Source organism: Variovorax paradoxus, from assembly GCF_024734665.1.
Lineage (GTDB): Bacteria > Pseudomonadota > Gammaproteobacteria > Burkholderiales > Burkholderiaceae_C > Variovorax.
This window is the reverse complement of record NZ_CP102931.1, coordinates 760,764-783,713: the sequence shown is the minus strand read 5'-3', so window position 1 is coordinate 783,713 and position 22,950 is coordinate 760,764. Positions and strand designations below refer to the sequence as shown.

At 67.4% G+C, this 22,950-nt stretch carries 22 protein-coding genes; 16 read left to right on the top strand and 6 right to left on the bottom strand.

All coding sequences use genetic code 11. From position 1 onward, the window contains the following. Positions 1–1,866 carry a glutathione-regulated potassium-efflux system protein KefC gene (kefC, locus tag NWF24_RS03650; protein ID WP_258353034.1) on the top strand — a complete coding sequence of 622 codons (1,866 nt, stop codon included), beginning with the start codon at positions 1–3 and terminating at the stop codon, positions 1,864–1,866. 15 nt (positions 1,867–1,881) lie between these two features. On the opposite strand, the gene NWF24_RS03645 is transcribed toward kefC, so the two are convergent. Further along, entirely contained in the window at positions 1,882–2,748 is an 867-nt protein-coding gene (locus NWF24_RS03645) for an amidohydrolase family protein (protein WP_093177541.1), read from the bottom strand. Between the two features lie 104 nt (positions 2,749–2,852). On the opposite strand from NWF24_RS03645, the gene NWF24_RS03640 reads away from it, so the two are divergent. From NWF24_RS03640 to NWF24_RS03595, 10 genes are read left to right on the top strand one after another with little or no spacing between them, the layout of a single operon-like run. Then, positions 2,853–3,626 carry a crotonase/enoyl-CoA hydratase family protein gene (locus NWF24_RS03640; protein ID WP_258353033.1) on the top strand — a complete coding sequence of 258 codons (774 nt, stop codon included), beginning with the start codon at positions 2,853–2,855 and terminating at the stop codon, positions 3,624–3,626. Beyond that, positions 3,623–5,476: a feruloyl-CoA synthase gene (locus NWF24_RS03635; protein WP_258353032.1), complete on the top strand. Its 1,854-nt coding sequence runs from the start codon at positions 3,623–3,625 to the stop codon at positions 5,474–5,476. The genes NWF24_RS03640 and NWF24_RS03635 overlap by 4 nt, the downstream gene beginning before the upstream one ends. 20 nt (positions 5,477–5,496) lie before the next feature. Then, positions 5,497–6,261, top strand: a complete 765-nt coding sequence (locus tag NWF24_RS03630) for an SDR family NAD(P)-dependent oxidoreductase (RefSeq protein ID WP_258353031.1) — start codon at positions 5,497–5,499, stop codon at positions 6,259–6,261. A gap of 53 nt (positions 6,262–6,314) precedes the next feature. Next, complete coding sequence (locus NWF24_RS03625; RefSeq protein WP_258353030.1) at positions 6,315–7,460, top strand: ABC transporter substrate-binding protein; 1,146 nt, start codon at positions 6,315–6,317, stop codon at positions 7,458–7,460. Between the two features lie 22 nt (positions 7,461–7,482). Then, positions 7,483–8,523 (top strand): branched-chain amino acid ABC transporter permease, encoded by a 1,041-nt coding sequence (locus tag NWF24_RS03620; protein ID WP_258353029.1) that lies wholly within the window; start codon positions 7,483–7,485, stop codon positions 8,521–8,523. A 1-nt stretch (position 8,524) separates the two neighbouring features. After that, the gene (locus tag NWF24_RS03615; RefSeq protein ID WP_258353028.1) at positions 8,525–10,336 is read left to right on the top strand and encodes a branched-chain amino acid ABC transporter ATP-binding protein/permease; all 1,812 of its coding nucleotides are present in this window, start codon (positions 8,525–8,527) and stop codon (positions 10,334–10,336) included. Between the two features lies 1 nt (position 10,337). Beyond that, entirely contained in the window at positions 10,338–11,072 is a 735-nt protein-coding gene (locus tag NWF24_RS03610) for an ABC transporter ATP-binding protein (protein ID WP_093057611.1), read from the top strand. Positions 11,073–11,113: 41 nt separating this feature from the next. After that, a complete protein-coding gene (locus tag NWF24_RS03605) occupies positions 11,114–12,859 on the top strand; it encodes a tannase/feruloyl esterase family alpha/beta hydrolase (protein ID WP_258353027.1) in 1,746 nt (581 codons plus the stop codon). A 21-nt stretch (positions 12,860–12,880) separates the two neighbouring features. Further along, entirely contained in the window at positions 12,881–14,638 is a 1,758-nt protein-coding gene (locus NWF24_RS03600) for an acyl-CoA dehydrogenase family protein (protein WP_258353026.1), read from the top strand. 46 nt (positions 14,639–14,684) lie between these two features. After that, on the top strand, positions 14,685–15,176 hold the full coding sequence (locus NWF24_RS03595) for a MarR family winged helix-turn-helix transcriptional regulator (RefSeq protein ID WP_258353025.1): 492 nt from the start codon (positions 14,685–14,687) through the stop codon (positions 15,174–15,176). 15 nt (positions 15,177–15,191) lie between these two features. Here NWF24_RS03595 and NWF24_RS03590 read toward each other — a convergent pair whose 3' ends face one another. Continuing rightward, the gene (locus NWF24_RS03590; RefSeq protein ID WP_258353024.1) at positions 15,192–15,845 is read right to left on the bottom strand and encodes a TetR/AcrR family transcriptional regulator; all 654 of its coding nucleotides are present in this window, start codon (positions 15,843–15,845) and stop codon (positions 15,192–15,194) included. Positions 15,846–15,976: 131 nt separating this feature from the next. On the opposite strand from NWF24_RS03590, the gene NWF24_RS03585 reads away from it, so the two are divergent. The 5 genes from NWF24_RS03585 (at position 15,977) to NWF24_RS03565 (ending at position 19,359) form a co-directional block, all read left to right on the top strand. Further along, on the top strand, positions 15,977–16,414 hold the full coding sequence (locus tag NWF24_RS03585; RefSeq protein ID WP_258353023.1) for a VOC family protein: 438 nt from the start codon (positions 15,977–15,979) through the stop codon (positions 16,412–16,414). A gap of 40 nt (positions 16,415–16,454) precedes the next feature. After that, positions 16,455–16,982: an SRPBCC family protein gene (locus NWF24_RS03580; protein ID WP_258353022.1), complete on the top strand. Its 528-nt coding sequence runs from the start codon at positions 16,455–16,457 to the stop codon at positions 16,980–16,982. A 17-nt stretch (positions 16,983–16,999) separates the two neighbouring features. Further along, the gene (locus NWF24_RS03575; protein ID WP_258353021.1) at positions 17,000–17,419 is read left to right on the top strand and encodes a VOC family protein; all 420 of its coding nucleotides are present in this window, start codon (positions 17,000–17,002) and stop codon (positions 17,417–17,419) included. A gap of 37 nt (positions 17,420–17,456) precedes the next feature. Beyond that, positions 17,457–18,929 (top strand): DHA2 family efflux MFS transporter permease subunit, encoded by a 1,473-nt coding sequence (locus NWF24_RS03570; protein ID WP_258353020.1) that lies wholly within the window; start codon positions 17,457–17,459, stop codon positions 18,927–18,929. A gap of 70 nt (positions 18,930–18,999) precedes the next feature. Next, positions 19,000–19,359 carry a DUF1428 domain-containing protein gene (locus NWF24_RS03565; RefSeq protein WP_093057602.1) on the top strand — a complete coding sequence of 120 codons (360 nt, stop codon included), beginning with the start codon at positions 19,000–19,002 and terminating at the stop codon, positions 19,357–19,359. 19 nt (positions 19,360–19,378) lie between these two features. Here NWF24_RS03565 and NWF24_RS03560 read toward each other — a convergent pair whose 3' ends face one another. The 4 genes from NWF24_RS03560 to NWF24_RS03545 form a co-directional block, all read right to left on the bottom strand. Further along, the gene (locus NWF24_RS03560) at positions 19,379–20,137 is read right to left on the bottom strand and encodes a sulfite exporter TauE/SafE family protein (RefSeq protein ID WP_093057601.1); all 759 of its coding nucleotides are present in this window, start codon (positions 20,135–20,137) and stop codon (positions 19,379–19,381) included. A gap of 88 nt (positions 20,138–20,225) precedes the next feature. Further along, a complete protein-coding gene (locus NWF24_RS03555; RefSeq protein ID WP_258353019.1) occupies positions 20,226–21,206 on the bottom strand; it encodes a Bug family tripartite tricarboxylate transporter substrate binding protein in 981 nt (326 codons plus the stop codon). Between the two features lie 10 nt (positions 21,207–21,216). Beyond that, positions 21,217–21,822, bottom strand: coding sequence for a nuclear transport factor 2 family protein (locus NWF24_RS03550; RefSeq protein WP_258353018.1), 606 nt, complete (start codon positions 21,820–21,822; stop codon positions 21,217–21,219). 32 nt (positions 21,823–21,854) lie between these two features. Then, the gene (locus NWF24_RS03545; RefSeq protein ID WP_258353017.1) at positions 21,855–22,694 is read right to left on the bottom strand and encodes an intradiol ring-cleavage dioxygenase; all 840 of its coding nucleotides are present in this window, start codon (positions 22,692–22,694) and stop codon (positions 21,855–21,857) included. Between the last annotated feature and the right edge of the window lie 256 nt (positions 22,695–22,950).

The window sequence follows — 22,950 nt, the reverse complement described above, 5'->3', positions numbered from 1 at the left end:
ATGGAACACGCACCCGCCTGGCTGACCAACAGCCTTATCTATCTTGGCGCCGCCGTGCTGGTGGTGCCGCTTTCGAAGGCCCTGGGCCTCGGCTCGATCATCGGCTACCTCGTGGCCGGCATCGCCATCGGCCCCTGGGGGCTGGGGCTCGTGTCCAGCGTCGAGGACGTGCTGCATTTCGCCGAGTTCGGCGTGGTGCTGATGCTGTTTCTCGTGGGCCTCGAACTCGAACCCAAGCGCCTGTGGAGCCTGCGCCGACCCATCTTCGGCTGGGGCGCCGCGCAGGTGCTGAGCTGCGCCGTGGTGCTGTTCGCCGTGGGCTGGGCCGTGGGCGCCGAATGGCGCGTGGCGCTGGTGGCCGCGCTGGGCCTGGCGCTGTCGTCCACCGCCATCGCGCTGCAGGTGTTCGGCGAACGCAACCTGCTGAAGACGCCCAGCGGGCAGGCCGGCTTCTCGATCCTGCTGTTCCAGGACGTGGCGGCCATCCCCATCCTCGCGCTGCTGCCGCTGCTTGCGGGCGCCACCGCGGCCGAGCAATCCATTACCGGGCTGGAGCGCGCGCTCGAAGCCGCAAAAATCCTCGGCGTGATCGGCGGCATCATCCTCGGCGGCCGGCTGCTGCTGCGCCCCATCCTGCGCTGGATCGCGCGCAGCGACACGCCCGAGATCTTCACCGCCGCCGCTCTCTTGCTGGTGGTGGCCATCGCGGCGCTGATGCAGCTGGTGGGCCTGTCGATGGCGCTCGGCGCATTCCTTGCCGGCGTGCTGCTGGCAGAAAGCGAATACCGGCGCGAGCTCGAAACCGACATCGAGCCCTTCAAGGGCCTGCTGCTGGGCCTGTTCTTCATCGCCGTGGGCATGTCGATCAACTTCGGCGTGTTGATCGCGAGCCCGTGGGTCATGGCGATGCTGGTGGTCGGCTTCATGGTCATCAAGCTGGTGGTGATCTATTCGCTCGCCAAGGCAATGGGCATCGCCTACCAGGAGCGGCCCGTGTTCACGCTGCTGCTCGCGCAGGGCGGCGAGTTCGCCTTCGTGGTGTTCCAGGCCGCGGGGCCCGACGTGCTGCCGCCCGAGATCACCTCGCTGCTGATCGGCGCGGTGGCGCTGTCGATGCTGCTGTCGCCGCTGCTGCTGGTGCTGCTCGACAAGTTCGTGCTGCCGCGCTACAGCCGCAATCAGGGCCCGCAGCTCGAAGAAATCTCGGAGCAGCAGGACGCCAAGGTGCTGATCTGCGGCTTCGGCCGCTACGGCCAGATCGTCGGGCGCATGCTGATGTCGCAGGGCCTGCGCGTGACGGTGCTCGACCACGACGCCGACACCGTCGAAGGCCTGCGGCAGTTCGGCTTTCGCGTGTTCTACGGCGACGCTACCCGGCTCGACCTGCTGCGCACCGCGGGCGCGGGCACGGCCAAGGCCATCGTGGTGGCGGTGGACGACATCGAGCAGTCGCTCGAAATCGTCGACCTCGTGAAGGAGAACTTTCCGCAGGCACGCATCATCGCGCGGGCACGCAACGTGACGCACCTGTTCCAGCTGCGTGATCGCGGCGTGACAGAGGTCGAGCGCGAGGTGTTCGAATCGTCGCTACGCAGCGCCCGCGCGACGCTGGAGGCGCTGGGCTGGCCGGCGCATGAGGCGCGCGAATCGACCATGCGCTTTCGACGCCGGAACATCAAGCTCAGCGACGAGATCTATCCGCACTACAAAGACCGCGCCAAGCTGATCGCCGCCAACAAGGCGGGCCGGCAGCAGTTCGAGGAACAGATGGCCCGCGAGCGCGAGGAGCGGCAGCGGCGCTCGGGGCGCGACTGGGAGCGGCTGGACGGCGAGGAAACCGCGCCGAAGGAAGAAGCGGACGCGTAGCGCCCGCGCCACCGGTCAGGCCGCCAGCTTCAGCAGCCTGACCGCATTGCCCTTCAGGATGCCCGGCATCACCTCGGGCTTGAACCCTGCCGCCTCGAAGTCGCGCATCCAGCGGTCGGGCGTGATCAGCGGGTAGTCGCTGCCGAACAGGATGCGGTCCTTCAGCAGTGTGTTGGCGTACTGCACCAGCTGCTTCGGAAAGTACTTGGGGCTCCAGCCCGACAGGTCGATCCACACGTTGGGCTTGTGCGTGGCCACGCTCAGCGCCTCGTCCTGCCAGGGGAAGCTGGGGTGTGCCATCACGATCTGCATGTCGGGGAAGTCGATGGCCACGTCGTCCAGGTGCATCGGGTTGCTGTACTCCAGCCGCAGCCCGCCGCCGCAACGCATGCCAGAGCCGATACCGCTGTGGCCGGTGTGGAAGATGGCTGGCAGGCCGTATTCGGCAATCACTTCGTAGATGGGCCAGGCCATCTTGTCGTAGGGGTGGTAGCCCTGCACCGTCGGGTGAAACTTGAAGCCCTTCACGCCGTGCTCCTCGATGAGCCGGCGCGCCTCGCGTGCGCCCATCTTTCCCTTGTGCGGATCGATGCTGCCGAAGGCGATCATGATGTCGCTGTTCTTCTGCGCGGCCTCGGCAATTTCCTCGTTCGGGATACGGCGGCGGCCCATGTTCGATTCGGCGTCGACCATGAACATCACCAGGCCGATCTTTCTTTCACGGTAGTACGCCACGCTCTCCGCAATGGTGGGCCGGCCGCTGGAGCCGAAGTACTTGTCGGCGGCGCGGTCGTATTCCTCGCCGTAGTTGTCGAAGGGGTTCCAGCAGCTCACTTCGGCGTGGGTGTGGATGTCGATCGCAATCAGGTTCTGGTGGTCCATGTGTTTGTCTCCAGTACGGGTAAGTCCCTAGGCCCGGGCAGGTCCAAATGCCTTGAATTGATTATTTCTCATAACCATAATCCAACGCAACCCCGAACACCATCATGACCAATCCAGACCTTCACATCGAGCTCCGCGACGAAGTCGCCATCGTCCGCCTGACGCGCGGCACCAAGCGCAACGCGTTGTCCGACGGCCTGATCCTCGCGCTGCGCGACACCTTCGAGAAACTGCCCTCCACCGTGCGCGCCGCGGTGATCGACGGCGAAGGCCCGCATTTCTGCGCCGGCCTCGACCTGAGCGAGCTGAAAGAGCGCGACGCCGGCCAGGGCCTGCAGCACTCGCGCATGTGGCACGCGGCGCTCGACCTCATCCAGCACGGCCCGGTGCCGGTGGTAGCGGCGCTGCACGGCGCGGTGGTCGGCGGCGGGCTCGAGCTGGCCAGCGCCTGCCACATCCGTGTGGCCGATCGCTCCACCTTCTACGCGCTGCCTGAAGGCTCGCGTGGCATCTTCGTGGGCGGCGGCGGCTCGGTGCGCATTCCCAAGCTGATCGGCGTGGCCCGCATGACCGACATGATGATGACCGGCCGCGTCTACAACGCCGAGGACGGCGAGCGCGCCAACTTCGCGCAGTACCTGGTCGACGAAGGCACGGCCTTCGACAAGGCCGTCGAACTCGCCAAGCGCATCGCCACCAACGCGCCGCTGACCAACTACGCGCTGATGCACGCACTGCCGCGCATCGCCGAGCAGTCGGCCGACCACGGCTTCTTCACCGAAGCGCTGATGGCCGGCATCGCACAGGCCGCCCCGGAAGCCAAGGAACGCGTGCGCGATTTCCTCGAAGGCCGCGGCGCCAAGGTGAGCAAGACATGACTGCCATCCGATACCGTCCCCTGGCCTTCGGCGTCACCCGCGCCGTGCTGCGCGACGGCGCACCGGGCACGCAGTACCTCACCGCCGAGACGCAGCTCGAAACCTACCGCGAGCGCATGACCGACCGCCTCGCGCACTGGGCCGAGACCACACCCGATCGCACCTTCATCGCCCGCCGCGAACGGCTGGCCGACGGCAGCACCGGCGACTGGATCCGCGTGAGCTACGCCGAGGCGCTGCAGAAGGCCCGCGGTATCGGACAAGCCCTGTTGAACCGCGGCCTGAGCGCCGAGCGCCCCGTGGCCATCCTCAGCGAGAACGGCATCGATCACGCGCTGCTCGCGCTGGGCTGCCTCTACGCCGGCGTGCCCTACTGCCCCGTGTCGCCGCCCTACTCGCTCGTGAGCCAGGACTTCGAGAAGCTGCGCCACGTGTTCGACACGCTGACCCCTGGCCTCGTGTTCGCCACCGATGCCGCACGCTACGGCCGCGCCATTGCGGCGGTCGTTCCGGCCGAGACCGAAGTCGTCATTGCAGAAGGCCAGCTCGAAGGCCGCGCCACCACCTCGCTCGACGCACTGGCCTCGACACCCGCCACGCCGGCCATCGACGCGGCCATGCAGTCGACCGGCCCCGACACCATCACCAAGTTCCTCTTCACCTCGGGCTCCACCAAGATGCCCAAGGCGGTGATCAACACGCATCGCATGTGGTGCGCCAACCAGCAGCAGCTGCGCCAGTCGATTCCCGCGCTGGGCGAAGAGCCGCCCGTGCTGGTCGACTGGCTGCCCTGGAACCACACCTTCGGCGGCAACCACAACGTGGGCATCGTGCTGGACAACGGCGGCACGCTCTACGTCGACGACGGCAAGCCCACGCCCGGCGGCATGGCCGAGACGCTGCGCAACCTGCGCGAGATCGCGCCCACCATCTACTTCAACGTGCCCACCGGCTTCGAGGCCATCGCGCACGCCATGGAAACCGACGCGGTGCTGCGCCGCAACCTGCTGTCGCGCGTGAAGATGTTTTTCTACTCGGGCGCCGCACTGTCGCAGCCCGTGTGGGACAGCCTGCACAAGACGCAGGAGTCTGAAGTCGGCGAGCGCATCGTCATGGGCACCGGCCTCGGCATGACCGAATCGGGCCCCTTCGCGCTCTACGTGACCGGCCCCGACGTGAAGTCAGGCGACGTGGGCCTGCCCGCTCCCGGCATCGAGCTCAAGCTGATCGACGTCGACGGCAAGACCGAGGTGCGCTACCGCGGCCCCAACATCACGCCCGGCTACTGGCGCGCACCCGATGCCACGGCCGAGGCCTTCGACGACGAAGGCTTCTTCTCCACCGGCGATGCCGTCAAGTGGATAGACGACGACAACATCCACCGCGGCCTGCGCTTCGACGGCCGCATCGCAGAAGACTTCAAGCTCGCCACCGGCACCTTCGTGAGCGTGGGCCCGATGCGCGCGAAGATCATCGCGGCCGGCGCGCCCTACGTGCAGGACGCGGTGCTGACCGGCATCAACCTGAAGGAAGTCGGCGCGCTGATCTTCCCGACGCAGAAGGTGCGGCAGCTCGCCGGCCTGGCCCCCGACGCCACCATGCAGCAGGTGCTCGAAAGCGCACCGGTGCAGGCGCACTTCCAGCAGGTCGCAGACACACTGGCCGCGAATGCCACAGGCAGCGCCAACCGCATCGCGCGGCTGCACCTGATGGCCGATCCGCCATCCATCGACAAGGGCGAAGTGACCGACAAGGGCTCCATCAACCAGCGCTCCGTGCTCAAGCACCGCGCCGCGCTGGCCGATGCAATGCACGACGGCACCCTGCCCTTCACCGTCAAGCCCCGCTAACCCATCCAGGAGACACAAGAATGAAGATCGAAGGACAAGCCGCCCTCGTCACCGGCGGCGCATCGGGCCTCGGCGAAGCCACCGCGCGCGAACTCGCACGCCTGGGCGCCAAGGTCGCAGTGCTCGACCGCAATGCCGCGCTCGCTGAAAAGGTGGCAGCGGAGATTGGCGGCGTCGCCTGCGTCTGCGACATCACCGACACCGACAGCGTGAACGCTGCGCTCGACAAGGCCGAGGCCGCACACGGCACCGCCCGCATCCTGATGAACGTGGCCGGCATCGGCAGCGCCAAGCGCATCGTCGGCAAGGACGGCAACCCCGCACCGCTCGAAGACTTCGTGCGCGTGGTCAACATCAACCTGATCGGTGGCTACAACATGGCGCGCCTGTTCGCCGCTCGCTGCGCCAAGCTCGACGCGCTCGACAACGGCGAAAAAGGCGTGATGCTCTTCACCGCCTCGGTCGCCGCCTTCGACGGCCAGGTGGGCCAGCAGGCCTACAGCGCCTCCAAGGGCGGCCTGGTCGGCATGACGCTGCCGATGGCGCGCGACCTTGCGCAACACGCCATCCGCGTGTGCACCGTGGCGCCGGGCCTGTTCGCCACGCCGCTGCTGCTGGAGCTGCCCGAGGCGGTGCAGCACTCGCTGGCCGCGTCCATTCCCTTTCCGCCGCGCCTGGGCAAGCCATCGGAATTCGCCGAGCTGGCCTGCCACGTCGTCACCAACGGCCACCTCAACGGCGAGGTAATCCGCCTCGACGGCGCCCTGCGCATGGCGCCGCGCTGAGCCCCTTTCTGCGTTCCCAAGTTCCCGCCCTTACAACGTATCAGGAGACACCAATGACCTTCAGGAAGACCACCCTCGCCGCCGTGCTGGCGCTCATGGCCACCGGCATGGTCGGCATGGCCCATGCCGACATCACCATCGGCGTGGTGCAGCCGCTCACGGGCCCCGCCTCAGGCCTGGGCATTCCGGTGAAGAACGGCATCATGATCTGGCCCAAGACCATCGCGGGCGAAACACTCAAGGTAGTGGTGCTCGACGATGCCACCGACCCGACCACAGGCGTGAAGGACGCACAGCGCCTGGTCACCGAAGACAAGGCCGACGTCATCGTCGGCTCCAGCGCCACGCCGGTCGCCATCCCGATGGCCGACGTGACGGCCGAAGCGGGCACGCCGCAGATCTCCACCGCACCCGCCGGCCTGCCGCCGGGCAAGGACAAGTGGTTCTTCCGCCTGCCGCAGTCGAACGACGTGATGGCCTTCGCGGTGGTCGCGCACATGAAGAAGCAGAACGTGAAGACGGTCGGCTTCCTCGGCTACACCGACGCGTACGGCGAGCTGTGGCTGAAGGCGCTGACCGCAGAAGCCGCGAAGAACGGCATCAAGATCGTCGCCACCGAGCGCTTCGCACGCGCCGACACCAGCGTGACCGGCCAGGTGCTGAAGCTCACGTCCGCCAACCCGGATGCGATCCTGATCGTGGCCTCGGGCAGCGGCGCCGGCATGCCGCAAAAAGCGGTGATGGAGCGCGGCTTCAAGGGCAAGGTCTACCAGACGCATGCCGCCGCCACGCAAGACCTGATGCGCACCGCCGGCAAGGACGCCGAAGGCACCTTCGTGGTGTCGGGCCCCGCCACCGTGGCCGAGCAACTGCCCGACAGCCACCCGTCGAAGGCCGCCGCGGTCGCTTTCGTGCAGGGCTACGAAAAGGTTTATGGCCCCGGCTCGCGCAACCAGTTCGCCGGCCACTCGGCCGACGCGCTCACAGTGCTCGAGAAGGCCGTGCCCGTCGCGCTCAAGAAGGCCAAGCCCGGCACGCCCGAATTCCGCGCCGCGCTGCGCGACGCGCTCGAAAGCATGGGCCGCACGGTGCTCGCGCACGGCGTGCTCAACTGGACGGCGCAGGACCACTGGGGCTACACGACCGAGACCGGCGTGATGCTCAAGGTGGTGAACGGCGCCTTCAAGGTCGAACAGTAATTCTTCGCCACGACCGCACGCCATGGACCTTTCAATCGCCAGCATCCTGACGCTGGACGGCCTCACCAATGGCGCGATCTATGCCCTGCTGGGCATGGGCATCGTGCTCGTCTTCACGGTGACCCGCGTCATCTTCATCCCGCAGGGCGAATTCGTGGCGTACGGCGCGCTGACGCTGGCGATCTTCCAGACCGGCAAGACGCCGGGCACGGTGTGGCTGCTGCTCATATTGGCCGGTGTCGCCGCGCTGATGGACCTGGTCACCACCTGGCGCCACAGCGGCAGCGCGGCGAGCGGTCTGAAGGCAGCGCTGCGCACATTCGCAGCGCCGGCCATCATCTGCGCGGTGTCGGCCTGGGCCGGGCCGCGCAACCTGCCGATCGGCGTGCAGGCGCTACTCACGGTGTTCATCGTCACGGCCTTCGGGCCACTGGTGTATCGCGTGGCGTATCAGTCGCTAGCAGGCGCGAGTTCGCTGGTGCTGCTGATCGTCTCAGTGGGCGTGCACTTTGCGATGACCGGGCTGGGCCTGCTGTTCTTCGGCGCGGAGGGCTTTCGCAACCCGCCGTTCTGGGACGAGCGCATGGCGCTCGGGCCGCTCAACGTGAGCGGACAGGCGCTGATCATCTTCGGCATGTCGGGCGCGTTGATCGTGCTGCTGTGGCTGTTCTTCGAGCGCAGCCTGTACGGCAAGGCGCTGCGGGCCACAGCGGTGAACCGGCTGGGCGCTCGGCTGATGGGCATCTCGACGCAGGCGGCCGGGCAGCTCACCTTCGCGATGGCGGCGCTGATCGGTGCGCTCTCGGGCCTGCTGATCGGGCCGACCACCACGGTGTTCTACGACTCGGGTTTTCTCATCGGGCTGAAGGGCTTCGTGGCTGGTGTGATCGGCGGTCTCGCCAGCTACCCAGGGGCGTTGCTTGGTGCACTGGCTGTAGGCGTAATCGAGGCCTTCGGCTCGTTCTGGGCCAGCTCGTTCAAGGAAGTGATCGTGTTCACCATCATCCTGCCGGTATTGCTGTGGCGCTCGCTGACCAGCGGCCATTCGGACGAGGAGCATTGAGATGGACGCGCTCCTGAACCCTTCTTCGACCCGCGTGCCCGACAAGAGCGCGCTGCGCACCTGGGGCCCGCTCGCGCTGATCCTGGTGCTGATCGCGCTGCCACTGTTGCCGCTGCCCGACTTCTGGATCATCCAGCTCAATTACATCGGCATTTACACGCTGCCCGTGCTCGGCCTGGTGCTGCTCACCGGCGTGGGCGGCCTCACCTCCTTCGGGCAGGCTGCCTTCGTGGGCATCGGGGCGTACACCACCGCCTATCTCACGGTGAACACCGGCCTCTCGCCGTGGGTCACGCTGTTCATCGGGCTGGCGCTCACTGGCCTCAGCGCCGCGATCATCGGCGCCATCACGCTGCGCATGTCGGGCCACTACCTGCCGCTGGCCACCATCGCGTGGGCGCTGTCGCTGTACTACCTCATGGGCAACCTCGACGCGCTCGGCAAGTACGACGGCATCCTGGGCGTGAAGGGTTTGTCGTTGTTCGGCTTCGAGTTCGGCCAGCAGCGGCTGTTCTACGGCGTGGTCTGGGCCTTTGCGATCCTCGCGGCGTTCGCGGTGATCCGCCTGCTCGACTCGCGCAGCGGTCGCGCCATCCGTTCGCTGGCGGGCGGCTCGCAGATGGCCGAGGCCATGGGCGTGAACACGCTGCGCTTCAAGATCGGCATCTTCGTGCTGGCGGCCATGCTCGCGTCGATCTCGGGCTGGCTGTTCGCTCACTTCCAGCGCACGGTGAACCCCTCGCCCTTCGGGCTGAAGATGGGCATCGAGTACCTGTTCATGGCGGTGCTCGGCGGCGCGGCCCATGTGTGGGGCGCCATCGCGGGCTCGGGCGTGGTCAAGCTGCTCGAAGACCAGCTGCAGGTGTTGCTGCCCAAGCTGATCGGAACGGCCGGCAGCTACGAGCTGATCGTGTTCGGCATCATGATCGTGCTGGTGCTCAAGTACCTGCCCGAGGGGCTCTGGGCTTTTGTCGACCGCCGCCTGCCGCGTCCGCGCCGCAGCGTCGACTGGCAGGGCGCGAAAGACCTGCCCGCGCGCACCAAGCCTGCTTCTGGCGAGGTGGTGCTCGACGTGCAGGCCATCCGCAAGACCTTCGGCGGGCTGGTGGCGGTGAACGACATCAGCTTCCAGACGCGCGCCGGCCAGATCGTCGGCCTCATCGGGCCGAACGGCGCGGGCAAGTCGACCACCTTCAACCTGGTGACCGGCGTGCTCGGTCTCTCGGGCGGCGCGGTGCGCTTCCGTGGTGAGGCCATCGGCGGGCTCGGCGCACGACAGATCGCGCAGCGCGGCGTGTCGCGCACCTTCCAGCACGTGAAGATGGTGGCAGACATGACGGTGCTGGAAAACGTGGCGCTGGGCGCGCACCTGCGCGGGCGCAAGGGCGCCATTGCAGCCATGCTGCGCATCGACCGCGCCGAAGAGCGCGCGCTGTTCCGCGAGGCCGAGCGCCAGCTGCAGCGCGTGGGCATGGGCGCCTTGCTGCACGAACTCGCGGGCAACCTCGCGATGGGCCAGCAGCGCTTGCTGGAGATTGCACGCGCACTGTGCGCCGACCCGGCCCTGCTGCTGCTCGACGAGCCGGCGGCCGGCCTGCGCCACAAAGAAAAGGAAGCGCTGGGCAAGGTGCTGCGGCAACTGCGCGGCGAGGGCATGAGCATCCTGCTGGTCGAGCACGACATGGGACTGGTGATGGACATCTGCGACCACATCGTGGTGATGGAATTCGGCACACACCTGATGGAGGGCACGCCCGCCGAGGTGCAGAACAGCGACAAGGTGCGCGCCGCGTACCTGGGCACGGAGCATTGACATGACGACACCCTTGCTCCGCATCCGCGACCTGCACGCCGGCTACGGCCGCGCCGAAGTGCTGCACGGCATCGACCTGCAGGCCGACCAGGGCAGCGTCGTCACCGTGATCGGCCCGAACGGGGCCGGCAAGTCCACGCTTCTCAATGCACTGATGGGCGTGCTGCCCGCCAAGGGCGTCATCGAGTTCAAGGGCCAGCCGATCTCGGCGCTGTCGCTCGAGGAACGCGTGATGCTCGGCATCGCGCTGGTGCCCGAGAAGCGCGAGCTGTTCGGCACCATGCCGGTGGAAGACAACCTCGTGCTCGGCGCGTTCCGCCAGGTGCGGCTGCGCAACAGGCAGTGGCGCGACCGCATCGACGAGGTCTACACGCTGTTCCCGCGCCTGAAGGAGCGCCGCGCTCAGCTGGCTGGCACGCTGTCGGGCGGCGAGCGGCAGATGCTGGCAGTGGGCCGCGCGCTGATGTCGCGCCCCACGCTGCTGATGCTCGACGAGCCCAGCCTGGGCCTGGCGCCGCTGGTGGTGCAGGAGATCTTCCGCACGGTCGATGCGCTGCGCGCCACGGGCGTGACGATCCTGCTGGTGGAGCAGAACGCACGCGCCGCGCTTGAAGTGGCGGACCACGGCTACGTGCTCGAAATGGGCAGCGTGAGCCTGGAAGGCAAGGCGCAAGAACTCGCGGTCGATTCGCGCGTGATCGACACCTACCTGGGCGCGGCAAGAAAAGCCGCCTGACGAGAAGAACGCCGCGGCATGCGCGGCAAGGAGACAACTTGATGACCCGACAGAGCCACATCCACCTCGGCCTGTGCGCAACCGCGCTCGGCGTTGCCGCCTTGCTCGCGGCCTGCGCGGGCCGGCCCGCGGCACCGAATACGGCACCGCATGCGCCGCTGGCCGCCGCGCGGCCCGGCACGCTCCAGGCCTGCACCGACCTTGCCGCCCGCGCCGCTCTGCCGGGCACGGTCTACACCTCGGTCACCGACGTACCGGCCGGCAGCGTCACGGTCGGCGGCGTGGCCATGAGCGCGCCCGCGCACTGCCTCGTGCAGGGCCGCATGAACGAACGCACGAGCCCCGTCGACAACCAGCGCTATGCCATCGGCTTCGAGATGCGGCTGCCTGTTGCATGGAACGGCCGCTTCTTCTACCAGGCCAACGGCGGGCTCGACGGCGTCGTGGTGCCTGCGCTCGGCGGCATCGGCGGTGGCGGGCCGCGCAGCAGCGCGCTGCAGATGGGCTTTGCCGTCATCAGCTCCGACGCCGGCCATGCGGGCTCGATGGGCCCGCGCTTCGGGCTTGACCCGCAGGCGCGGCTCGACTACGGCTACAACGCCGTCGCGCAGCTCACGCCGATGGCCAAGAACCTGATCGCCAAGGCCTACGGCCGCGGGCCCGACCGCTCTTACTTCGGTGGCTGCTCCAACGGCGGGCGGCATGCAATGGTGGCCGCCGTGCGCTCGGCCGACCAGTACGACGGCATCCTCGCGGGCGACCCCGGTTTCAACCTGCCGAAGGCGGCAGTCGCGCAGCTCTACGGCGCGCAGCAGTACGCGGCGGTGGCCAGCGCGAAGACACCCGTCGGCCAACCGGACCTGCAGAGCGCGTTCACGCCAGCCGAGCTGAAGCTGGTGGCCGACAAGGTGCTGCAGCGCTGCGACGCGCTCGACGGCCTGGCCGACGGCATCGTGTCGAACGTCAATGCCTGCAAGACGCGCTTCGACATCCAGACGGCGGTGCCCACCTGCGCGGCGGGTACGCGTGACGGCATGTGCCTCAGCGCGCCGCAGAAGAAGGCGCTCGCCGACGTGTTCAAGGGCGCGCGCAACAACGCGGGCCAGCCGATCTACAGCAGCTTCCCGTTCGACGCGGGCGTCAGCGGCGCCAACTGGCGTGAGTGGAAGTTCGCGAGCCCGCCGACGCGCGACGCGGGTGCCGTGGGCTTCATCTTCAGCACGCCGCCACTGGCCGACCGGCCGCAGGGCCTGCCCTTTGCGCTGGGCTTCGACATGGACCGCGACGCACCGCGCATCGCGGCCACCGATGGCGTGTTCCGCGAATCGGCCCTGTCGTTCATGACGCCGCCCGACGCGGCCAACCTGGGCGCGTTGCGCGACCGCGGAGGCCGGATGATCGTCTATCACGGCACCAGCGACCCGGTGTTCTCGTCCGACGACACGCAGGCCTGGTACGACCGTGTGCAGGCCGCGAATGGCGGCGATGCCTCGTCGTTCGCACGCTACTTCCCGGTGCCCGGCATGAACCACTGCGCGGGCGGCCCGGCCACCGACCAGTTCGACATGCTGAGCGCGTTGGTCGACTGGGTCGAGCAGGGCAAGGCGCCCGCATCGGTCACCGCTTCCGCGCGCGGCGCGGGCACGCCGATGCCCAACGCCGAGGTGCCGGCCAACTGGTCGGCGCAACGCACGCGGCCGCTGTGCCCCTACCCGCAAGTCGCAACCTACACCGGCGGCGACACCGAACGCGCGAGCAGCTTCGCCTGCAAGCTCCCGACGCCCTGATACCGAGTTACCGAACCTCCGATGGATTACCAGCCCCGCCCCGAAGACGTCAGCTTCCTGCTCAATGCCGTGCTCGACGCGCCCGCGCGCCTGGCTGCGCTCGCGCCTTTTGCCGAAGTCGACGAGGCCCTGCAATCGCAAGTGCTCGAAGAGGCAGGCCGCTTCGTCGGCGAGGTGGTGGCGCCCATCAACCGTGGCGGCGACGAAATCGGCTGCCGCTTTGCCGATGGCGCAGTCGTCTCGCCACCGGGCTTTCGCGAGGCGTACCAGGCCTTCGTCGACGGTGGCTGGCCCGCGCTGTCGGCCGCGACGGAAGACGGCGGCCAGGGCCTGCCCGCAGTGCTCGAAACGGTGCTCTACGAATGGCTGGCCGCAGCCAACCATGGCCTCACGATGGCGCCCGGCCTGCTGCACGGCGCGTATGCCTGCCTCAAGCACCATGGCAGCGAGGAGCTGAAGCAGCGCTACCTGTCGAAGATCGCGACCGGCGAGTGGCTTGCCACCATGTGCCTCACCGAAGCCCATGCGGGCAGCGACCTGGGGCAGGTGCGCACGCGCGCCACACCGCAGATGGGGCAGGCCGACGGCAGCTTGCGGGTGAGCGGCGGCAAGATCTTCATTTCCGGCGGCGAACATGACCTGACGCCGAACATCGTGCACCTCGTGCTGTGCCGCCTGCCCGATTCGCCGGCTGGTCCCAAGGGCCTGTCGCTGGTGCTCGTGCCCAAGCTGCTGCCCGACGGCACACGCAACGCGGTGCACTGCGAGCGCATCGAGGAAAAGATGGGCCTGCACGGCAGCCCCACCTGCACGATGCGCTTCGACGATGCCACCGGCTGGCTGGTCGGCGAGCCCGGCCGCGGACTGGCCGCGATGTTCGTGATGATGAATTCGGCGCGCCTGCACGTGGCGCTGCAAGGCATCGGCCTGCTCGACGCCGCCTGGCAGAAGGCCGACGCCTATGCCGCCGAGCGCCGCCAGATGCGCGCCCCCGGCGCCGTGCCCGCCAGCCGCGGCAGCGAGCCGGCCGACCTGATCGCCGAACACCCGGCCGTGCGCCGCATTCTCGACACGCAGCGCGCGTGGATCGACGGCGCGCGCACCCTCGCCTACCGCAGCGCGCTGATGCTCGACGTCGCCGCGCACGACGCCGACCCCAAGGCGCGCGAGCGCGCGCAGCGCTGGTGTTCGTTCGTCACGCCGGTGCTCAAGGCCGCGTGCACGCACCAGGCCTTTCATGGCGCGAGCGAATGCCTGCAGGTGTTCGGCGGCCACGGCTACGTGCGCGAATGGGGCATCGAGCAGATCGTGCGCGACGCGCGCGTGACCATGATCTACGAGGGCACCAACGAGATCCAGGCCATCGACCTGCTGGTGCGCAAGGTGCTGCCCGATGGCGGCGTGGGCATGTCGGCCGTGCTGCTCGAGCTGCGCGACACGCTCGACGCCTCGCGCGAAGCCGATGCCGACGTGCAGCGCCGGCTGGCGCAGCTGCGCTACCTGGGCACCACCGTCGCGATGGCGGCGCATGCCAACCCGGTGCTGCCCTACGAGGTGGCCGACGACTACCTGCGCGTGACGATGCTCACGCTGATGGCGTGGGCCTGGGCACGCATCGAGGCAGTGGCGCCTCAAGACGCTGACAAGGCCCGGGCGGCGGCCGCCTTTCGCCGCTGGGTGCTGCCCGAGTTCGAAATGCGGCTGGGCATCGTCAAGCGGGCTTGCGAGACGGTGGCCCTGAGCCATCATGCCGCGACGCCCCCGGGTGTCGCCAACTAGCCACTCGAAGCGCTCGCATGCCTCCACTCGCGGTTACGCTCGGACCATGCCACCCTCCCCGAAACCCGCCCCCGCGAGAGGCGAGCAGGCCGCAGTGCCGCAAGGCAAGCAGGACCGGCTCGACGCACGCATGCTCGAAACCCTGGTCGGCTACAACGCGCGCCGAGCGTGGTTGATCGTCAGCGCCTTCTTCGCGGAGCGCATGGCGCCCTACGGGCTGAAGCAGATCGACTTTTCAGTGCTGTCGCTGCTGGCGCACAACCCGGGGGCCACCTCACGGCAGCTGTGCAACGCGCTGGACATCCTGCCGCCGAACCTCGTGAGCCTGGTGGCCACGCTGGACAGCCGGGGCCTGATCGAACGCCGCCCCCACCCGCACGATGGCCGTGCCGTCGGGCTGCATCTCACGGCGGCTGGTGAAACGCTGGTCCGTGAGGCCGAGCAGACCGTGATCCAGCTCGAAGCCGATGCCAGTGCCAAGCTGACTGCGCGGGAGCGCGAGACGCTGATCCGGCTGCTGCAAAAAATCTATTTCTAGCGTTTTGAAGGGGCCTCAGAGACCTCGCTCGACCATGTCGATCAGCTGCTGACCTAGGCTGTGCGCAGCCTCGGCCGGCAGCTCGCGCAGCGGCCCGTCGATGATGAGCAGCGCCAGCCCGTGCACTGCGCTCCACGCGAGATATTCGGCATTCGGGCGCCGCGCCGGGTCGAGCACGCCCGCGTCCACCAGCCGGTCGATGGCCTTGCCCAGCAGCTGGAACGGGTCCAGCCCGCTGGCGCCCGCCTTGCCCGGGCCGAGTTCGCCGCTGCCCTCGTCGGAGATCACGAAGGCCGTTCGGAACAAGCCGGGCTCGGCCTGCGCGAAGCGTAGATAGGCGGTGCCGACGGCGCGCACTTGCGCCCGCGCGAAGTCTGCGGGTGGCTGGTCGCAGGGCAGGACCGCCAGCTCTTTTTCCATCGCGGTCGCCGCCGCGGCCAGGGCCGCCTCGCGCACCGCCAACAAAAGCTCCTGCCGGCTGCCGAAGTGCCGGTACGCCGCATTGGGCACCACGCCCGCGCGTCGCGTGGCCTCGCGCAGCACCACCGCGCCGGGGCCGCCGTCGCGCGCCAGTTCAATGCCCGCGTCCAGCAGCGCCCGGCGCAGGTCGCCGTGGCGATAAGTGCTGCGGGCGGGCGGCAGGGTGTCGGGGACGTTGTTGAGCTTCATTGCAATTCCATGTGGACACTGTCCATTATCCCTGTTATTCTTTGTGGACGGTGTACACAAAGTAATCCGATTGTTTGCGGCCCATGACACCGGGGGCCTCCGAGTCACCTCTCCAATCCAAAGGAATCGCAATGAAAGTCCAGTCTTACCTCTCGTTCGAAGGCCGCTGCGACGAAGCGCTCGGCTTCTACAAGAAGGCGCTCGGCGCCGAGGTCGTGCAGCTCATGCGCTACAGCGAAGCGCCTGCAGGAGCCCCTTCGGAGAATGCCGAAGCCGGTTGCGCCGGTGGCACGCCAGATGCAAACAAGGTGATGCACGCCGTGTTCCGCATCGGCGACACCGAGCTGATGGCCTCCGACGGCCGCTGCTCGGGCCAGGCGAAGTTCGAGGGCATCATGCTCGCGCTCACCGCCGACACCGACACCGAAGTCGTCAAGTGGTTCAACGCGCTGGCCGAAGGCGGCCAGGTCATTCAGCCGCTGATGCCTACCTTCTTCACCTCGAACTTCGGCATGCTGACCGACCGCTTCGGCGTGGGCTGGCTGCTGGTCGTCGCGCACCCCACCTGATTCCCGCACGCTCCATCCATCTCCCGAGAAAGCTCCCGACATGCTCAAGAAAATCGCCCTCGTCATCGTGCTCGCGATCGCCGCACTGCTGATCTTCGCCGCCACCCGGCCCGACACCTTCCGCGTCGAACGCACCGCGCGCATCGAAGCACCCGCCGACAAGATCTTTCCGCTGATCGACGACTTCCACCGCTGGAGCGCATGGTCGCCCTACGAGAAGCTCGACCCCGCCATGAAGCGCACCTTCGGCGGCACAGCAAGCGGCAAGGGCGCAACCTACGCCTGGGAGGGCAACGACAAGGCGGGCGCCGGGAGCATGGAGATCGTGGAGTCGACGCCTTCATCGAAGGTCGCGATCAAGCTCGACTTCATCAAGCCCTTCGAAGGCCACAACACGGCCGAATTCACGCTGCAGCCCCAGGGCAACGCAACGCAGGTCACCTGGGCCATGTATGGCCCCAGCCCTTACGTTGCAAAGCTCATGGGCATCTTCTTCAACATGGACCAGATGATCGGCAAGGACTTCGAAGCAGGCCTTGCCAATCTCAAGACGGCCACCGAAAAGTAACCCCACAAGGAAACCTCATGTCCCCCATCCACGCCTACCTCACGTTCGACGGCAACGCAGCAGAGGCCATGCGCTTCTACGAGAAGACGCTCGGCGGCACCATGCAGATGATGATGACCATCGGCGAAGCGCCCGACACCGAGCAGTTTCCGCCCGAAGCGAAGAAGCGCATCATGCATGCCTCCTTGGCCTACGGCGACGGACTGCTCATGGCCTCCGACTCCATGCCCGGCCAGCCGTACGAAGGCATGAAGGGCTTCGGCGTTGCGCTGACCCTCGATACCGTCGCCGAAGCGCGCCGCGTGTTCGATGCCTTTGCCAACGGCGGCAAGGTTTCCATGCCCTTCGAGAAGACCTTCTGGGTCGAAGGCTTCGGCATGGTGACCGACCGCTTCGGCACGCCGTGGCTGATCAACGGCGGGAAGCCGCTGGTCTGACCCTTCCTCCCATCGCTCTACAGGAATTGCACTTCCCATGACCAACCAACTCGACAGCCGAAAGCGCTGGCTCGCATTGATGGTGCTGTGCCTCGGCGTTCTGATGATCGTGCTCGACACCACCATCGTGAATGTGGCGCTGCCCTCGATCCGTACCGACCTGGGCTTCACCGAGACCTCGCTGGTCTGGGTGGTGAACGCCTACATGCTGACCTTCGGCGGCTTCCTGCTGCTGGGTGGCCGGCTCGGCGACCTGTACGGCCACCGCCGCGTGTTCCTCGCGGGCCTGGTGCTGTTCACGCTGGCATCGCTGGCCTGCGGGGTCTCGACCTCGCAGGGCCTGCTGGTGGCAGCGCGCGCGGTGCAGGGCCTTGGCGGCGCGGTGGTCTCGGCCGTGTCGCTCTCGCTCATCATGAATCTCTTCACCGAACCGGCCGACCGCGCGAAGGCGATGGGCGTGTACGGCTTCGTGTGCGCAGGCGGCGGCAGCATCGGCGTGCTGCTGGGCGGCCTGCTCACGAGCACGCTGAGCTGGCACTGGATTTTTCTGGTGAACCTGCCGATCGGCGTGGCTGTGTACGCGCTGTGCGTGGCGCTGCTGCCCAGCGCGCGCGGCCATGCGCATGGCGAGAAGCTCGACGTGGCCGGCGCAATCACCGTCACGCTGTCGCTGATGCTCGCGGTGTACGGCGTGGTCAACGGCAACGAAGCCGGCTGGGGCTCCACGCAAACGGTGAGCCTGCTCGGCGCGGCGGTGGTGCTGCTGGCTGTCTTCATCGGCATCGAGTCGCGCGTGCAGCATCCGCTGATGCCGCTGGGCCTGTTCAAGCTGCGCAGCGTGTCGGTCGCCAACGTGGTCGGCGTGCTGTGGGCCGCGGCAATGTTCGCGTGGTTCTTCATCTCGGCGCTGTATATGCAGCTGGTGCTGAACTACACGCCCATGCAGATCGGCCTGGCCTTCCTGCCGGCCAACGTGATCATGGCGGTGTTCTCGCTCGGCCTCTCCGCAAAGATCGTGATGCGCTTCGGCATTCGCAAGCCGCTGGCCGTCGGGCTCTGGCTCGCGGCCATCGGGCTGGCGCTGTTCGCGCGCGCGCCGGTCAACGGCAGCTTCGTGACCGACGTGCTGCCCGGAATGATGCTGCTCGGCCTCGGCGCGGGCATGGCCTTCAACCCGGTGCTGCTGGCTGCGATGAGCGAGGTGAGCCCGTCCGATTCGGGCCTGGCCTCGGGCGTGGTCAACACCTCTTTCATGATGGGCGGCGCGCTGGGCCTGGCCGTGCTGGCCAGCGCCGCGGCCGCGCGCAGCGCATCGATGGAAGCGGCAGGTGCACAGATGCCGTTGGCCCTCACCGGTGGCTACAACCTTGCGTTTCTCGTCGGCGCCGTGTTCGCGGCGGCGGCGGGTTTGATCGGGGCCTTGCTGCTTCGCACCGTCATGCCTGGGCAAATGGAGAACAACGAAAAGGCTGACGAAAAAGGAGCACCCCGGGGGACGGCGGCATCGTGAGCGGCAACACGCCATGCAACCGCCGGTTTTCTTTCTTCAGCGTTTCCACAACTTATTCAGGAGAACACCCATGGCTCGTTATGTAGACGGATTCATCGTCGCCATTCCCACCGCCAACGTCGAGGCCTACCGCAAGCTGGCGCGCAAGGCCGGCAAGGTCTGGATGGAATACGGCGCGATCGAATACGTGGAGTGCATCGCCGACGACGTCAAGCCCGGCAAGCTGACCTCGTTTCCGCAGAGCGTGAAGCTGAAGACCGACGAGACAGTGGCCTTCTCGTGGATCGTCTACAAGTCGCGCAAGCACCGCGACACGGTGAACGCGAAGGTCATGGCCGACCCGCGCATCGCGGCGATGGACCCGAAGACCATGCCGTTCGATGCGAAGCGGATGATCTTCGGCGGGTTCAAGAGCATCGTCGAGCTCTGATCTCGCCCGGGACGACTGCTCAGGCCAGGAAGCCGTCGTAGACGAGCTTCAGGCCCGTGAGCAACATGCCCAGATACACGAAGCGATAGAACCAGGTCGCATCGATGCGCCGCGCGATGCGGATGCCGACCCACACGCCAAGAGGCGCGAGCGGCATCAGCACCAGCGACGTGGCCAGCGTGCGAAAGTCGAGCAGGCCGAGCCACGCGTAGGGAATCCACTTGCTGAGATTCACCACGAAGAAGAAGTAGGCCATGGTGGCCGTGAAGACCACAGGCGTGAGCCGCAACGGAATCACATAGGCATTGATCGGCGGCCCGCCCGCATGCGCGATGAAGCTGGTGAAGCCCGACACCGTGGTCAACACTGCGCCCACGCCGCGCGAAGGCAATGGGTCATTGGGCTTGGGCGGAAGCAGCAGGCGCTGCGCCAGAAACAGCAACGTGAACACACCGACGATGCCCGCCACCGTGTGCGCCGACAGCATGCGAAACAGCAGCGTGCCGATCACCGTACCCAGCAACCCGAACGGAATCAGAAACTTGAGCAGCGAGCGATCGAAGTCGCGCCGGAACGCCGCCAGGCCCAGCACATCCATCAGCAGCAACAGCGGCATCAGGATGGCCGCAGCCTGCGGCACCGTGACGGCCAGCGCCATCATCGGCACCGCGAGCGAACCGAAGCCCGCGCCGAAGCCGCTCTTGCTGATGCCGAGCAGCAGCACGGCGGGAATGGCGACCGCATAGAAATGCGGGTCGGTGATGAGAGGAAAGGCCATGGGAAGAGGAAGCGCAGAAAAAAGCCCACCGGGGCGGTGGGCTTCGCGAGCGTAGCAGGACAGGGCGCGCCGTGCAGGCGCTCTGGCGCTACTCCGGCTGAATACCCAGCTCACGCACCGTGCGACTCCAGCGCTCCACGTCCTTGCGCACCAGCGCGTGCGTGTCAGGCTGCGACAGCGCGAGCGGCTTGCCACCGGCCTTCACGAACGAATCCATCACCTCAGGCATTGCGATGACCTTTGCAAGCTCGGTACGCAGTCGCTCCAGCACCGCCGGCGGTGTCTTCGCCGGAGCAAAGAGACCGAACCACGATTCAAGCTCCAGCTTCGCCACACCGGTCTCGCCGATGGTGGGAACGTCAGGCTGCGTCGGCAGCCGCGATGTACCCGACACCGCAAGCGCCTTCGCGTTGCCAGCCACCACCTGCGGCCGCGCCGTAGGCGAAAGATCGAAGAACAGATCGACTCGCCCACCGAGCAGATCCTGATACGCCGCCTGCGCACCGCGATACGGCACGTGCGTGAGCTCCACACCGGCCTGCTGCCACAACGCCGCCGCGATCACATGCTGCCCCGATCCATTGCCTGCCGATGCGTAGTTGAGCTTCTTCGGATTGGCTTTGGCAAACGCCACCACGTCTTTCAGCGTGCCCTGCGGCAGATCCTTGCGCGCCATCAGCGTGTAGCTATAGGCCACGGCCAGCCCCAGCGGCTCGAAGTCGCGCAGCGAGTCGTAGGGCAGGTTCTTGTACAGCCCCATGTTGAGCGCAAGGTTCGACACCGAGCCGACCAGCAGCGTGTAGCCATCGGCCGGCGCCTTGGCGACGAAGTCGGTGCCGACCACCGTGCCGGAGCCCGAGCGGTTGTCGACGATCACGGGCTGGCCGAGAGCGCGCGAAAGGCGCTCTGCGATCAGCCGACCGACAAAGTCGAATCCGCCGCCGGGAGGCTGCGGCACGACGAGCTTGAGCGGCTTCACGGGCCAGTCCTGCGCAAGCACGAGTTTCGGCATGGCGAGCATCGCCAGCGCCGCAGCCATGACGCTGCGGCGGTCGAGTGTGGTGTCCATGGCCGCTCCGTCAGCGCTCGAGTGCGCCGCCAGCGAGCCAGCGCGCACCGCGCTGGTACAGCGCCTCCACCGCCGGCCCCTTGAGCATCGGCATGTCGAGCTTCACCGTGTAGCCGATGCGCTGCTGGATGTAGGCAAGGTGGCGATAGCCTTCGGGCAGGTCGGCCAGCACGGCTGCATCGAGCGTCACGGTGGCGGCAGGGTCCACCGGGTCGATGCGGTCCTTCTCGTAGATCGGCTGGCGGTGCAACAGCTTCCATTCGCCGCCATGCTTTTCCGCGAAGTCGTAGAAGCGGCCGGTGCACACCACGTCGCACAGCACGCCCTCGACCATGCCGCGCTGCGAGATGGTCATCTTGGTCTGCGCAATGGCGCGCTCACCAGCCACCTCGATGGCCGAGCCGCCCAGAAAGTGCAGGATGCTCACGCCCTTGGCCCAGCCCTCCTGCGTGACGCGGATGAATTCGGAGTACGGCCCCTGGAACCAGGTGGCCATCATGACGCCATCGGGGTGCCACACGGTGGCGAAGCGCTCCCAGTCGCCGGCGTCGCGCCACACGGCCCAGCGTTCGATCATCCGGCGGATCAGCAGCTCCTGCTGCAGGGTGTCTGTCATTTGCGTTGTCTCCTTCATTGTTTTTGTTTGGATCAGGCAGGCTGCTTCAACGGGTTGAGCACGAAGTCGAAGTCCAGCCGCCAGCGGCCGTTGTCCTGCTTCGTCCACGGCGCGACCAGCGACTGGCGCACCGCGAACACCGCGTCGGAGTCGAGCCACTGGTCGCTGTCGCGAAACACGTGGGTGATGAGCCGTTCGTAGCCCGGCGCCTCGATCTTGAAATGCAGATGCGCGGGCCGCCACGGGTGGCGTTTGGTCGCACGCAATAGGTCGCCCACGGGCCCATCGACCGGGATCGGATAGGCCTCGGCCAGCACGCTGCGGAAATGCAGCGAGCCATCGGCCGCCGTGCGCAGGCGGCCGCGGTTCTCGGCGTGGTCCAGCCCTTGGTGCTGCACGTCATAGTGGCCGCCTTCGTCGGCTTGCCACACATCGACCACCGCATTGGCCACCGGCTCGCCGTCGAGTCCGCGCACCGTGGCGAACACGTCACAGGGCGCGCCCACTGCCCCGTTGGCCACGTCGTCGCCGTGCTCGTACTCGGGCGCGCCTTCGAAGTAGAAGGGGCCGAACACCGTGGCCTCGGTGCAGCCGGCGGGCTTGTCGTTGTTCATCGCGATGGTGAGCATCGACAGGCCCAGCACGTCCGACAGCAGGATGAACTCCTGCCGCTTGTCGTCGCACTTCTGGCCCGTGGCGGTGAGGTACTGGATGCCCTGGAACCACTCTTCCTCGGTGAGCTTCACCTCGCGGGCAAAGGCGTGCAGGTGCTGCACCAGGCTGGTCATGATCTCGTGCAGGCGCGGGCTCGGGGTGTCGGCAAAGCGCGCGAGCACGGCCTGGGTGATGTTGTCCTGGTTGAGGTTGCGCATCGTGGCTGTCTCCATGTTGTCTCGGCGCACTGTAGGCCGCACGCCGTTCGCACGAAAGCGCCCGGGCGCAAATGATTTTTCCGCCCAGCGGAATGGTCGAACCCTCATTGCTCGCCCAACAAGGACCGATGACGTCGCTGCAATCGACGCCGCCGCAGGCGGTCTGCCGGCGTGCGCGCTGATAACGCGGCAGGCGATTACCCCGGAAAGTGATCGGCTGAATTCCAATTCGACGACTGGTCAGGAGTACATAAGT